General features: G+C 74.1%; 13 protein-coding genes. 8 read left to right on the top strand and 5 right to left on the bottom strand.

Translation table 11 applies throughout. The features are described from left to right. Positions 1-23 precede the first annotated feature (23 nt). Together PV963_RS40890 and PV963_RS40885 are read left to right on the top strand one after the other, a co-directional pair. Positions 24-1760, top strand: coding sequence for an IucA/IucC family protein (locus PV963_RS40890; RefSeq protein WP_274822269.1), 1737 nt, complete (start codon positions 24-26; stop codon positions 1758-1760). Beyond that, positions 1757-2971 carry a type III PLP-dependent enzyme gene (locus tag PV963_RS40885; protein WP_274821492.1) on the top strand — a complete coding sequence of 405 codons (1215 nt, stop codon included), beginning with the start codon at positions 1757-1759 and terminating at the stop codon, positions 2969-2971. Before PV963_RS40890 ends, PV963_RS40885 begins: the two co-directional genes overlap by 4 nt. Before the next feature lie 60 nt (positions 2972-3031). Here the strand turns inward: PV963_RS40885 and PV963_RS40880 are convergent, their stop codons facing one another. The 3 genes from PV963_RS40880 to PV963_RS40870 all read right to left on the bottom strand — a co-directional run bounded on the left by PV963_RS40880 (position 3032) and on the right by PV963_RS40870 (position 5221). After that, positions 3032-3685 (bottom strand): sigma-70 family RNA polymerase sigma factor, encoded by a 654-nt coding sequence (locus PV963_RS40880; protein WP_425540992.1) that lies wholly within the window; start codon positions 3683-3685, stop codon positions 3032-3034. 227 nt (positions 3686-3912) lie between these two features. Further along, positions 3913-4614, bottom strand: a complete 702-nt coding sequence (locus tag PV963_RS40875) for a hypothetical protein (RefSeq protein ID WP_274821491.1) — start codon at positions 4612-4614, stop codon at positions 3913-3915. A 121-nt stretch (positions 4615-4735) separates the two neighbouring features. Further along, positions 4736-5221 (bottom strand): DUF4396 domain-containing protein, encoded by a 486-nt coding sequence (locus PV963_RS40870; RefSeq protein ID WP_425540991.1) that lies wholly within the window; start codon positions 5219-5221, stop codon positions 4736-4738. 89 nt (positions 5222-5310) lie between these two features. Between PV963_RS40870 and PV963_RS40865 the strand changes: the two genes are divergently transcribed. Beyond that, on the top strand, positions 5311-6108 hold the full coding sequence (locus PV963_RS40865) for an SDR family NAD(P)-dependent oxidoreductase (RefSeq protein WP_274821490.1): 798 nt from the start codon (positions 5311-5313) through the stop codon (positions 6106-6108). A 22-nt stretch (positions 6109-6130) separates the two neighbouring features. Here the strand turns inward: PV963_RS40865 and PV963_RS40860 are convergent, their stop codons facing one another. Next, positions 6131-6979 (bottom strand): class I SAM-dependent methyltransferase, encoded by an 849-nt coding sequence (locus PV963_RS40860; protein WP_274822265.1) that lies wholly within the window; start codon positions 6977-6979, stop codon positions 6131-6133. A gap of 191 nt (positions 6980-7170) precedes the next feature. Here PV963_RS40860 and PV963_RS40855 point away from each other — a divergent pair, with 191 nt between their 5' ends. Beyond that, positions 7171-7968, top strand: coding sequence for a VOC family protein (locus PV963_RS40855; RefSeq protein WP_274821489.1), 798 nt, complete (start codon positions 7171-7173; stop codon positions 7966-7968). 93 nt (positions 7969-8061) lie between these two features. Here the strand turns inward: PV963_RS40855 and PV963_RS40850 are convergent, their stop codons facing one another. Continuing rightward, on the bottom strand, positions 8062-8595 hold the full coding sequence (locus tag PV963_RS40850) for a carbonic anhydrase family protein (RefSeq protein ID WP_274821488.1): 534 nt from the start codon (positions 8593-8595) through the stop codon (positions 8062-8064). Positions 8596-8965: 370 nt separating this feature from the next. Between PV963_RS40850 and PV963_RS40845 the strand changes: the two genes are divergently transcribed. The 4 genes from PV963_RS40845 to PV963_RS40830 all read left to right on the top strand — a co-directional run bounded on the left by PV963_RS40845 (position 8966) and on the right by PV963_RS40830 (position 13234). Then, positions 8966-9385 (top strand): nuclear transport factor 2 family protein, encoded by a 420-nt coding sequence (locus PV963_RS40845; RefSeq protein ID WP_274821487.1) that lies wholly within the window; start codon positions 8966-8968, stop codon positions 9383-9385. A gap of 71 nt (positions 9386-9456) precedes the next feature. Next, the gene (locus PV963_RS40840; protein WP_274821486.1) at positions 9457-9993 is read left to right on the top strand and encodes a GNAT family N-acetyltransferase; all 537 of its coding nucleotides are present in this window, start codon (positions 9457-9459) and stop codon (positions 9991-9993) included. Positions 9994-10022: 29 nt separating this feature from the next. Continuing rightward, entirely contained in the window at positions 10023-11909 is a 1887-nt protein-coding gene (locus PV963_RS40835) for an ABC transporter permease subunit (protein WP_274821485.1), read from the top strand. After that, the gene (locus PV963_RS40830; RefSeq protein ID WP_274821484.1) at positions 11906-13234 is read left to right on the top strand and encodes an MDR family MFS transporter; all 1329 of its coding nucleotides are present in this window, start codon (positions 11906-11908) and stop codon (positions 13232-13234) included. The genes PV963_RS40835 and PV963_RS40830 overlap by 4 nt, the downstream gene beginning before the upstream one ends. Positions 13235-13392: the final 158 nt, after the last annotated feature.

Genomic DNA, 13392 nt, shown 5'->3' with positions numbered 1-13392 from the left:
CGCGCACCCCGCTGGAGCCTGCCATGCCCTCGCTGACCGAATCGCCCGGCACCACCGCCGCCCCGGTCTCCCTGCCCACCGCCGACGACGTGGTGGCGCACACCCTGCTGAACTGTCTGCTGCGCGAGGTGTCCGGGCCCGAGCGCCAGACCGTCGTCACCGACGGGCACCTGCTGCTGCGGCTGCCCCGCCGCGGGGTGCTGCTGCGGGTCGCCCTGCGCCGGACGTCGCTGCTCGGCGCGCACCGGTTCACCGGCCCGGTCCGCGAGGAGCGGGACGGCGGCTGGGCGGACGTGGACTGGCGGCGACTCGCCGAGTACACGCGCGACGAGCTGTCGCTGCGCACCGGGGTGCGCAACGAGGAGTTCCTGGAACAGGTCGCCTCCAGCCACGCGGCCGTCGACACGGCCCTGACCGCCGGGCCGGTGAACCGGTGCACGCCGGACGACCCGCGGTCCGCCTACGTCGCCTCCGAGCAGTCCCTGCTCTTCGGACACCGCTTTCATCCCACGCCCAAGGCCCGTACCGGCGACCCGCGTTCCTGGGCCGCGTACGCACCCGAAGCGGGCGCCCGCTTCCCGCTGCGGCACCTCGCCGTGCGTGAGCACCTGATCGCGCAGGAGAGCGCCGAACCGTCGGCCACCGCCGCCCTGGACCGGCAGCGCACGGACGTCCCGGACGGCTACCGGCTGCTGCCCGCCCACCCCTGGCAGTACGAGACACTCCGGGAACACCCGCTGCTGCGCGCCGCCCTGGACCGTGGTGACGTGCTCGACCTCGGCCCGGGCGGGCGGCCCTTCGCGGCCACCGCGTCCGTGCGCACGCTGTACGACGGGGAGACGTTCCTGAAGTTCAGCCTGAACGTGCGGATCACCAACTGCCTGCGGAAGAACAGCAGTTACGAACTGTCCGGGGCAGTCGCCCTGACGCGGGCGCTGGCCCCGGTGCTGTCCGGTCTCGCCGGGCGCTTCCCCGGCAGTGCCGTGCTGCGCGAGCCCGCCTACCGCACGCTCGCCCTGCCCGGGCGCGGCGGCGCACCGGACCGCGACCTGCTGGAGGGTTTCGGCGTGATCGTCCGCGAGGGCCTGTCCCGGCGGCTCGCGCCGGGCACCACTCCCCTGCTCGCGGCCGCCGTCGCCGACGAGTACCCGACCAGTGCCGCCCAGGTCTCCCGCCTGCTCGCCGGAGCGGACGCGGCGGCGGTGCTCGACTGGTGGTCGGCGTACCTGGACCTGCTCCTGCCGCCCGTCCTGGCCGCCTACTTCGACCACGGCCTGGTGCTGGAGCCCCACCTCCAGAACGTACTGCTCGGCGTCGACGACGCCGGCCGGCCCGCCCAGGTGCTCTTCCGGGACCTGGAGGGCACCAAGCTGCTGCCCGAGCAGCACGCGGACACGCTGGCCGCGCTGCCGCCCGAGGTGGCCGGGCCGATGACGTACGACGCGCGGCGCGGCTGGGACCGGGTCGTGTACTGCCTGCTGGTCAACCATGTCGCCGAGCTGCTCGCGGCCCTCGCCGACCTGCATCCGGAGACGGAGCCGGCGCTGTGGGCGCGGGTGCGCGACACACTGCGGGCGCACGCCGACCGGCACGGCTGCCCGCCCCGCCTCGCCGCCCTGCTCGCCGGGGTGCCGCTGCCCGCCAAGGCCAATCTGCTGACCCGCTGGGAGCGCAAGGCGGACCGCGAGGCGGGTTACGTCCGGCTGCCCTCGCCGCTGGGCCAGGACGTGCTGCACGAGGCGAAGAGGAGCTCCCGATGACCACGCCCCACCCGACGCCCGCGGTGCGTGACCGTGTCCTGTCGCTGCCGTCGCCGCAACTGCCGGCCTACGTCTACGACCTGGCGGCGCTGCGCGCACACGCCGCCGGGGTCCGGGCCGCGCTGCCCGGGCGGGTCGAGCTGTACTACGCGGCGAAGGCCAACCCCGAGCCGGAGATCCTGGCCGCCCTCGACCCCTGCGTCGACGGTTACGAGGTCGCGTCGGGCGGTGAACTCGCCCATGTCGCCAAGGCGGTGCCGGGCCGGCCGCTGGCCTTCGGCGGGCCGGGCAAGACCCCGGACGAGGTGACGGCCGCGCTGGAGCTGGGCGTCGGGCGGTTCCACGTCGAGAGCGAACACGAGCTGCGCGTGCTGGCCGAGCTGGCACGCCGCGTCGTGCCCCGGCGGCGGGTGGCGGTGCTGCCGCGCGTCAACCTGCCGGTGCCCGACGGCCCACTGGCGGGGAGCTCGCTGGCGATGGGCGGGCGGCCGACGCCCTTCGGCATGGACCCGGCCCGGGCCGAGCCGGTGCTCCGGGCCCTCGCCGACGGGAGGTACCCACAGCTCGAACCGCGCGGCGTGCACGCCCACTTGGCGAGCGGACCGGAAGCGGCCGAGCTGCTGGCGGTCGCGGGGAGCGTGGTCGGCTGGGCCACGGGACTCGGCGTGCCGATCGCGGAGGTGAACGTCGGGGGCGGCATGAGCGTGGACTACACCGACCCGGAGCGCCGCTTCGACTGGGCCGCGTACGGCGAAGGCCTGGCCCGGCTCGCCGAGGCCCACCCGGGGCTGACGCTGCGGATCGAGCCCGGGCGGGCGCTCACCGCGTACTGCGGCTGGTACGCCACGGATGTACTCGACGTGAAGCACAGCCACGGCGAGGAGTTCGCCGTCCTGCGGGGCGGCACCCACCATCTGCGCACCCCGGCGACGAAGGGACACGACCAGCCCTGCTCCGTCCTGCCGGTGGACACCTGGCCGCACCCCTGGCCACGGCCGTCGGCAAGGAGCGGTCGGGTGACCCTCGCGGGGCAGCTGTGCACGCCGAAGGACGTGCTGGCGAGCCGGGTTCCGCTGCCGCAGCTGAGGGCCGGGGACCGGGTGGTGTTCTCGCTGGCGGGTGCCTACGCGTGGAACATCTCGCACCACGACTTCCTGATGCATCCCCGACCCGGGTTCCACTTCCTGTCCGACGGCACCCCGGCCCCTTGAACCGCCCGCGCGGCCGGCGCCCGCCGGATGGACCCGGCGGGCGCCGCGGGCCGGGACGCGTCAGGCCGCGGCCAGGGCCGGCGACGCGGCCGGCGCCGGCTGCTCCGCCTCGGCGAGCAGGGCCATGAGCGTCGCCCGGGCGCGGGCCACGCGGGAGCGGACGGTGCCGACCGGGCAGTCGCTCAGCTCGGCGGCCTCCGCGTACGGCAGCCCGAGCAGCTGCGTGAGCACGAACGCCTCGCGCCGCTCGTCCGGCAGTGAGGCCAGCAGCTCCAGCAGCGCCACACCGTCGTCGAAGCCGGGCAGGCCGCGCGGCTGGGCGAGCTCGACCGCCAGCTCCCAGTCGGGCAGGTCGGCCCGGCGGGGGCGTACGGCGGTGTACCGGAGGCTGTCGGCCACCGCACGCCGGGCGATCGCCAGCAGCCAGGCACGCGCCGAGGAGCGGCCCTCGAACCGGTGCAGGCTGCCGAGCGCCCGCAGGAACGTGTCCTGCGCCAGGTCGTCCACGGCCTGCGGATCGGCGCACAGGTGGGCGACGTAGCGGATCACGTCGCGGTGCAGGGCGCGCACGAAGTGGTCGACGGCGGCGGAGTCACCGCCGCGGGCGGCCAGCGCCCAGGCGGTTATCGACTCGTCGGCCGACACCGGGGGCTCGTTCCTCTCCGCCGGGGGCTCTCTTTTCTCGTGCGACAGGGGCAGGGCAGGAGTGATCACCTGATGTCCTTCTCGGATTCCGGGACCACGGGAGGGCGAGCACGCGGACGCATGAGATGCCGGGCGTGCGCGCGGGGCCGCGCGGTCCGGTGAGTGAGGGATGGGCCGTACCCGTACGACACCTGATCGAGCGCGGCTGCCCACAGGCACGGCGTCAGAAGGGACGTACGGGCGTACGACCGGCACCGGGGCGAAGCAGGGGCCGCCCCGGGACTTGCCGGCTGCCGTCAGACGGCAGCGGCCCTCACGGGTGGCCCTCTGGAGGTGATCGCGTGAACGAGAAGGAGGAGGCGCGGCGCCCGGTCCGAGGACCACCGCCGTGAGCGCACGGGCGGGGGCGGCGGTGCGGGCAGCGCGGCGAGCAGGAGCCGCAGCGGCGCGGCCAGCCGACCGCCCACGGCACGCAGGAGACGGAAGACGGCCCGTTCCCCGTGCCCCAGCCACAAGCCGCACAGCAGGGCGGCGAGCAGGTGGGCGGCGAGCATGCCGAGGGACGAGTCACCGCCGGGGGTGTGTCCCGAGTGCCCCAAGTGCCCGGACACGGAGATGGACATGGACTCCGTGGATCCCATGCCGTGCCCCATGGATCCCATGCCGCCGGCCGCCATGTCCATGGGGTCCGTGTGCAGGGAGTGCGCGCCGGCCGCTGCGCCATGTGACGCGCCGTCCGCCGGCGCCGACGGCGTGAGCGAGAACGCCGAGTGCAGGGCCGTCTGGACGGCCACGGCGACGGCGACGACCGGCCGGAGTCCGCGCTCGCGGCCCGCCAGGCACCAGCCCGCCACACCCGTCACGGCCCAGCCGGCCAGCAGCGTCCGGAGGGGCACATGGTCGCCGGACATCATGACGTGCCCCAGGGCGGCGAGCACGACACAGACGGCCGCGAACACCGCGGCCCGTATCGTGCGAGCACACCACCCAGCTGTCATGGCGCCTCATCCTCGCATCCGGCCCCGCTTCTTCACCCATGGGTACGGACATCGCCCGGGCCGGGCACTCAATCCACGCCATGTGATCCAGAACACAGCCCGTGACGGGGGTGACGGTCAGTCAGTGGTGGGCGTGTACGACGGCGTGCCCCTTGCCCCGGCCGATCATCCACTTGTTGACCGGGGTCGTGATCAGGAAGGCGACCGCGAAGCCGCCCAGGAGCGCGGACCAGAAGAGCCCGTCCGTCAGATGGGCGTCCATCGCGCCGGGGGTCAGGGCGATGATCGCGTTGTCCACGAGTTCCATCACCGTGATCGAGACCGTGTCCGCGGCCAGGGCGATCCGGATCGCCGACCTGAGGCCCAGGCCGGCCCGCAGGACCGCGAACAGGGTGAACGAGTAGCCGAAGAGGAACGCGAGCCCGATCGCCAGGACCATCGTGGGCAGGTTGCCCCACTCCAGCGCGGTGCCGATCACCATGCCGAGGATCTCGCCGATCGCACACCCGGTCAGACAGTGCAGTGTCGCCTTCACGGCGGTCCCCCAGGTCGCTGTTCCGCGGGGGCGCCCTTCGTGGTCATGAGTGGAGTGGTCCATGTGATCCATGACACCGACTTTATACCCCCTAGGGGTATATTCGCCAGGGTGGCACCACGACCACCGGTGCTTCAACCCGCCGTTCTAGAGTGCTCGTCATGACGACACCTGCCACGGCGGCCACACAGACCTATCTCTCCGAGTTGTTCTCCCTGCACGGCCGGGTCGCGATGGTCACGGGCGGCAGTTCCGGCATCGGCCGCGCCATCACCGGTGCCCTCGCGCGCGCCGGGGCCGGCGTGGTGGTCGTGGCCCGCGGCGAGGCCGGACTGGCCGCGACGGTCGAGGAGCTGACGGCCGAGGGCTGCCGCGCCGCCTGGGTCAGCGCGGACCTGAGCACGCGCGAGGGCGTGCGGACGGCCGCCGAGCGGGCCGCCGAGGCGTTCGGGGAACCCGACATCCTCGTCAACAGCGCCGGGATCAACGTGCGTCCGCCGATGGACGAACTCACCGAGGACGTCTGGGACATCACGATGGCCGTCAACCTGGACGCGCCGTTCCTGCTGGGCCAGCGCTTCGGCCCGGGCATGGCGGAGCGCGGCTACGGGCGGATCCTGCACATCAGCTCGCAGCAGGCGCACCGGGCGTTCGTCCAGAGCGGCGCCTACGGCGCATCCAAGGGCGGTCTGGAGTCGCTGGCGCGGTCCCAGGCCGAGGCGTGGTCGCCGCGCGGCGTCACCTGCAACGTCCTGGTGCCGGGCTTCGTCATGACACCGCTCAACGCGCGGCTGTCGTCGGATCCGCAGAAGGTGGCCGCCCTCGCCGAGCGCACGCTGATCGGGCGGAACGGACTGGCCGAGGACTTCGCGGGAGCGGCGGTCTTCCTGGCGAGCCCGGCGTCCGCCTACATCACCGGGCAGGCGGTCTTCGTCGACGGCGGTATGTCGGTGCACTGACGCCGTCCCCGGCGCCTCCCGGTCAGTGCCCGGAGGAGTCCTTCCGCCATACGAAGACCTCCGTGCTCGGCCCGCGTTCGGAGAACCTCCCCGCGGGGGAGGCCTCCCGCAGCAGCCGGCGCAGGTCCCCCTCGAAGTCGTCCCGGCGCCCTTCGAACAGATGCGGCGCCGAGAACGACATCGAGAACACCCGGGCGACGACATCGTCGAAGGTCCGCTCCAGCGCCTGCCCGCCGGGCACCACGAGACGCCGGGGGCCGGCGAATCCCGCCCTGGCGAACACCTCGGCCTCCCCTCCGGGTGTGCCCTGCGGCAGCACTCCGCGGCCCGCTCGCCGCACGGGGCCCAGGTACCGCTTGATCAGCTCGTCCACCGCCGCGTAGGGGACCGCCGGGCGCGGCAGGCCGTCGAGGGTGTGGTGTTCCGTCTTCAGGTCCGAGATGTGCACCAGGGCCCCGCCCGGCTGGAGCATGTCCCTGACGGTCGCCGCGACCAGGTCGCGGTCCATCCAGTGGAAGGACTGCGCGAAGGTGGCGACGGCGAACGTGCCGAGCCCCGCGGGCAGAGCCTCGGCGCGGGCCCGCACCCACCGGGTCTTCTCCCCCACTCCCCGGTCGGCGGCCCGGCGTCCGGCCTCGGCGATCATCCCGCGGTCGGGGTCCACGCCGACGATCTCGCCGAACAGGTGCGCGAGGCTCAGGGCGATGGTCCCGGGCCCGCAGCCCACGTCGATGAGGCGCCCCTCCCCGTCGGGCCGCAGCGCCTCGTCGAGCGCGTCCGCGAGCCCGGGGGCGTACGGCGGCCGCCCCCGCTCGTAGTAGGCGGCGGTCCCCGAGAACAACGTGTCGTCCCACTCCCAGCCGACCACCACGCCGACCACCACCCTCACCGCACACGGCTCCACGATCACCCGGCCGGGCGATGACCTCGGTGATTCCACGGCCCGACAACCGGCCAGGGGCGCAGGACCGTTGATCCGCCGACCGGGCAGCGTCCGAGGGGCGATTGTCAGTGCCCGGTGTCACGCTGGGCACACCGAATCTGCGGAAGGGAAGCATCGCCATGATCACCACGGATTTCGTCCCCGGTTCCCCCTGTTGGCTCGACCTCGGCACTCCTGACGTCCGGGCCGCCGCGGCCTTCTACGGTGCCGTCCTCGGGTGGGACTACGAGTCCATGGGCGAGAGCGAGGACTTCGAAGGCGGCATGTTCCGGAAGGACGGCAAGACCGTCGCCGGTCTCGGCAAGCTCACGGAGGAGGGCGCGCGCTCGGCCTGGATGCTCTACTTCTGCGTCACCGACGCGGACGCCACGACTCAGGCCGTGCGGCAGTCGGGCGGCACCGTCCGGGTGGACCCGATGGACCTCGACGACTGGGGCCGGATGGCGCAGTACAGCGACCCGCTGGGCGGCCAGTTCGCCGTCTGGCAGCCGGGGACGAACAAGGGCGTCGACCTGGTCGACCAGCCCGGCTCGCTGTCGTGGACCGAGCTGTACACGAGCGACGCGGCGGCCGCGAAGGAGTTCTACGGCGGCCTGTTCGGATGGCAGTTCAGCGACATGCCGCTGCCGGGCGGCGGGGGCACGTACACGCTCATCACCCCCGCCGGACTGCCCGAGGAGCGCATGCACGGCGGCCTGATGGAGCTCGGCAAGGAGAACCTCTCGCTGGCGAACGGCCGGCCGTACTGGCACCCGGTCTTCGCCGTGGAGGACTGCGACGCCGCGGTGGCCAAGGTCACGGAGAACGGCGGCAGCGTGCAGATGGGGCCCGAGGACGCGGAGGGCGTCGGCCGGCTGGCGGTCTGCGTCGACCCGGCGAACGCGGACTTCGTGGTGCTCACCCCGGCCGAGAGCTGAGCGCGGGCCTGCCCGGCGGTTCATGCGTGCGGACACCCGGGGCTCGACGTGCGCGCCGGGCCCCTCGCGCTGCCGTACGTCCCGGCCGCTCGGTCACCACCAGCGGTGGCGGTCACCGGCGATGCGCCGGTCGCCGAGCGGCTGCACCTCACGGGCGTTGCCCTCGGGGAAGAGTTCCCGGTAGTGCTCCAGCGCGGCGGCGGAGGCCTGCACGGGATGGGTCAGCACCGTCCAGCGGACCCCGGTGGTGTAGGGGCAGGTGGTGGTGGAGCCGAGGTAGCGGTAGGACTCGGTGCAGTCCGGCAGCAGCGTGTCGAGCTCCACGTCGGGCACTCCCCAGGGGTCCTCGCACCGGCGGGCCGACTCCAGCAGCCGGTCCAGGGGGGCGTTGGCCTCGCCCGGGTGGACGAAGACGGCGAGTACGGCGTACTCCTTCGCACGGGCACCGGCACGGCCCCGGCCTCGGTCGCGTCCGTGTCCGTGTCCGTGTCCGTGTCCGTGTCCGTCCGTGCGTACTTCATGTGCTGTTCCATGGGGAACCCCACGCCCCCGACCGTGTGCTCGGACGGTGTGTGCCAGTGGACGTCCTCCAGGTGGTAGGTGCGATCGCCGATGCTCATCAGGCACTCCTGACCGGGCGACGGCTCGGCCTTCACCGTGCCCTCCTCGCCCCGGCCGCAGCCGGGCCGGTGCTGCTCCGGGCGCTCGAAGCGCAGGCGCATGGCGAGCCGCGCCGGATGCCGCAGGCGCAGCGGGGGCAGGGCCGAGACGTCGGTGTCCTGCGGACGGGTGTCGACCGGGCTCTGCGACAGCAGCGGGGTCTCGACGGCGGACTGCGCGGGGGCGGCGAGGGACACGGGCGATCACCTTCGGTCGACGGACGGACGGCCGGGCAAAGACGACCGCATCCCTTTCCGTGTGCCGCGCCCGGAACGCGCGAGGTCACCCGGACTGCTGAACACCGCGCCGCACGGGCTTGACGCGCTACGGTCGCGACATGAACGACAGTCCGGAAGCAGCAGCTCAGGAACCCGGCGACGACTCGGCGGACGTCCTTGAGTTCGTCGATCTGGCGAAGGAGTGGGCCGCCGCGATCGTCGCCAACGACCCTGCCCGGATCGCGCGCTTCATGGCGGACGAGTGGGTGATCGTCTCCGAGTCGGGGATCGACCCGAAGGAGAAGTTCCTCTCGCTCGTCGAGTCCGGGGATCTCACCCACTCGGCGATGGACCTCAGGACCCGCCCCAGGGTCCGCGTCCACGGCGACACGGCCCTGGTCACCGGGCGCGTGACGAACACGGCGCATTTCCGGGGCGAGCGGTACGACGCCGACGAGTGGACGACCGACGTGTACGTGAAGCGGGACGGTCGCTGGCTGTGCGTGCTGAGCCACATCACCCCGGCGGCCCCCGACTGAACCCGGCGGCCCCCGACTGAACCCGGCGGCCCCCGACTGAGCCGGAAAACCCAATTGCATATGATGCGCAAATGCGCGACTACATCATCAGGGAAGCCACGGCGGAGGACCTCGACGGGGCTCGGGTGGTGATGCTCGACGCGGTGTACCGCGACTTCGGGACGGGATACGTGCCGCGCTGGCACGCCGACGTCATCGACCCCGCGTCCTTCTACGTCGCGCCGCCGCGGCACACGCTCCTGGTCGCCGTGGACGAGCGGGACGGGACGGTGGCGGCCACGGCGGCGCTGGACGCGCGCGGCCCGGCTCATCCGCCGAACCCGCGCTGGCTGGCCGAGCGGTTCCCCTCGGGCGAGACCGCACAGCTCCGGCGGGTGTACGTGCGTCCCGAGCACCGGCGGCGGGGGCTGGCCCGACGGCTGGTGGAGGGTCTGTTGGACTTCGCGCGGGCCGACGGTGGTTACCGGTCCGTGTATCTGCACACGTATCCGAACTCGCCCGGTGCGATGGGCCTGTGGCGGGCGCTGGGCAAGGTGGTGTGCGACGAGCGGGAGGAAGTGCCCGGCGGGGGCACCGGCGCGGTGCACTTCGAGATCCCCTTCGCCTGAGCGGCACGGGGACGACGCTGAACACCTCGATGTCACCCCTGACCAAGGGCCTGGCCGCCGGGCGCGTTCTCGCGTGCGGCGGCGGCCCGACACTGCTGTGGCGGCTCGTGCTCACGGCCGGCCTGGTGGGCGCGATCGGCCTGCTGCCGTGGCTGTCGCGCACCGATCCGGCGCTGACCGTGCTCAAGGCCCGCTCCGCCGACCGCGACCCGACCCCCGGGACGCTGCGCGCCATCCGCGACCAACTCGGCCTGGACGACGGGCCGTTGGCCCTGCTCGGCCGCTGGCTGGGCGGACTGCTGCACGGGGACGCCGGCACGTCGTGGGTGTCGGGCGCCCAGGTGCTGCCCTCCGTCGCGCAGGCGCTCGGTGTGTCGTTGCTGCTGGTGTCCGGCGCCCTCGCCGTCGCCGCGGTCACGGCGACGGCCGTGTGCGCCCGTACGCTCCGGCTCGGCTCGTGGGGCCGGCTCGGCACGCGCGGTGCCGACGGCACGGCGACCGCGGTGCTGGCCGCGCTGCCCGAGTTCCTCGTCGCCTCGGTGCTCGCCTCGGTGATCGGCGTGCAGCTGGGCTGGCTGCCCGCCCTGGGCTGGTACGGACCGCAGTGGATGGTGCTGCCCTCGCTGTCCCTCGGCCTGCCCGCCGGCGCGGTCCTCTGGCGGATGCTGGACGACCTGCTGCCCGGCGCGTTCGCCGAACCCTGGGCGCTTGCCGCCGCGGCCCGCGGTGTCCCGCCGAAGTCCGTGGCGCGGCAGGCGGTGCGCCGCTGCGTGCCCGGGCTGCTGCCCAACCTCGGCCTGTTCGTGGTCGGTCTGACCGGCGGATCGGTCGCCGTCGAGCAGATCTTCGACATCCCGGGCCTGGGCCGGCTCACCCTGCAGGCCGCCCTCGCCCAGGACCTGCCCGTTCTGCAGACCGGCACACTCGCCCTCGTCCTGCTCGCGGCCACCGCCGGCGCCCTCGCCCGGCTCACGGCCCGGCTGCTCATCGGGCCCGCGCTGCGCGACGGCGCCCTGCACTCCCTGCACCGGCCCGCCCCGCCCCCGCCCCGCACGCTGCCCCTGCTGTACGGGGCGCTGCTCGCCGCGGTCATCGGCCTCGGCCTGTCGCGTGACGCGCTCGCCCTGGACACCCTCGCCCGGCTGCAAGCCCCCTCCCCGGCGCACCCGTTCGGGACGGACGCGCTGGGCCGGGATGTCCTCGCCCGGGTCGCCCACGGCGCGCTGAACACCCTCGGCACGGCGCTCGCGGTGAGTGCCGCCGCCCTCGTGGCCGGGCTGCTGCTGGGGCTGCTGCCGAGGCTGTCCGGGCCGCTGGTCGACACCGTCAGTGCCGTACCGCCCGTCCTGGCCGGGCTCCTCGTCACCGGCATCACGGGCAGCGGCCCCTGGGCGCCCGCCCTCGCCGTCGGTGTCGTGGCCTGGTCCCCGCTGGCCGCCCACACGTCCTCCCTGCTGCGTCAGGAGCGCGCGACCAGCCACCTGGCCGCCACCCGCGCGCTGGGCGCCGGGCGCTGGTACCTGCTCCGGCACGAACTACTGCCCGCCGTGCTGGTGCCGGTGACCCGGCACGCCCTGCTCCGGCTGCCCGGCGTCGCGCTGAGCCTGGCCGCGCTCGGCTTCCTCGGCCTGGGCGCGCAGCCGCCGTCCCCCGAGTGGGGCCTGCTGCTCGCCGAGAACCAGCCGTACGCCGAGCGTGCCCCGTGGGCCGTCCTCTTCCCGGCCGCCGTACTCGCCCTGCTGGGGGCGCTCGCGGTGACGGCCGCCGGCGGCGTACGACTTCCCCGGCGGGGTGGGCGGGCCGACAGCCCGGCGGAGCCGCCCGGCGACCGGGTCGTGCCCGCCCCGCGGCGGCGGCCGGACCGTCCCGACTCCCTTCTGGCCCCTGTGCCCACCTCCACGACGGAAGAACGATGACCGGCCTCATATCCCGTGTCCTGGCCCGCCGGGCCGTCCATGCGCCCACGAGCGAGACCTCCGACGACGGGACGTCCAAGGCCCCTCGCGAGAGCACCTGGCGGCTCTGGCGGGAGCTGTCCCCGCTGCTGCGGCTGCTGATCCTGACCCAGCTCGCCTTCAACATCGGCTTCTACGCCGTGCTGCCGTTCCTCGCCGAGCACCTCGGCACCGCGATCGGCATGGCGGGCTGGCTGGTGGGCTTCGTCCTCGGCCTGCGCACCTTCAGCCAGCAGGGCCTGTTCGTGGTCGGCGGCTCGCTCGTCGACCGCTACGGCGTACGCCCGGTCGTGCTGGCCGGCTGCGTGCTGCGGATCGCCGGGTTCGCGTGGCTCGGGTACGCGGAGGCGAGCTGGGCCGTGATCGGGGCGGTACTGGTGATCGGCTTCGCCGCCGCGCTGTTCTCCCCCGCCGTGGAGTCCGAGGTGGCCCGCCAGGCGGTGGTCTGGGAGGAGGAAGGGCACGGCTCACGCACCGGTCTGCTGGCCCTGTTCAGCGTGGCGGGCCAGGCCGGGGCCTTCGTCGGACCGCTGCTCGGCGCGCTGCTGCTCGCCGTCGACTTCCGCACCGCGTGCCTCGCGGGTGCAGCGGTGTTCGTGGTCGTCCTCGCCGGGCACGTGTGGCTGATGCCGCAGCACATCCCCGGCAGGGTCCGCGTCCGGGAGCGGGGCGGGGCGCGCCTGCTGCTGCGCAACCGCCGCTTCCTGGCCCTGTGCTGCGCGTACGGCACGTACCTGCTGGCCTACAACCAGCTGTATCTGGCCCTGCCGGACGAGGTGCAGCGCGCGGCGGGCTCCCAGGCGCCGCTGTCCTGGCTGTTCGCCCTGTCCTCGGTGCTGGTGGTGTTCGCCCAGCTGCCGGTGACCCGCTGGGCGGGCGACCGGCTCGACCTGCGCCGCTCCATGACCGCCGGGCTGCTGCTGATCGCGTCCGGTTTCGCGGTGGTGGCCGCGGCGCGCCCCGCGGGCTGGACGGGTGCCGCCGGGCTGCTGCCGGCCGCGGGCTTCGTCGTGCTGCTCACCGTCGGGCAGATGCTGGTCGTGCCCGCCGCCCGCGCCTGGGTGCCCGATCTCGCCGAGGAGGGCCGGATCGGCCTCTACATGGGTGCGCTGTCGTCCGTCTCGGGCCTGATCGTCCTCGCCGGCAGCGCGGCCACCGGCTCCCTGCTCGACACGGGCCTCCCGGCCGCCGTGCCCTGGCTGGTCCTCGCGGCCGTACCCGCCCTGGCGGTGACACTGCTGCCGCGCCGGGAGGGGCGGGCACAGGGAGCGGGCGCGGCGGCCTGACCGGCAACCACGCGCGCCGCACCATCACCCCGGCGGGCGACTCCTCCACTCCCGATTTCCGGAACCGTCCCCTCCCACGACACCGCAACGGGGAACGGTGGTCACGCGGCGCCAGTATCCTGGGTCGGCTGCGGCACCCCCCACCAACCTCCGCTCCG

The sequence above is a fragment of the Streptomyces coeruleorubidus genome, assembly GCF_028885415.1.
GTDB lineage: Bacteria > Actinomycetota > Actinomycetes > Streptomycetales > Streptomycetaceae > Streptomyces > Streptomyces coeruleorubidus_A.
Note: the sequence above shows the minus strand (reverse complement) of the source record. Positions and strands in the feature narration are given on the sequence as shown.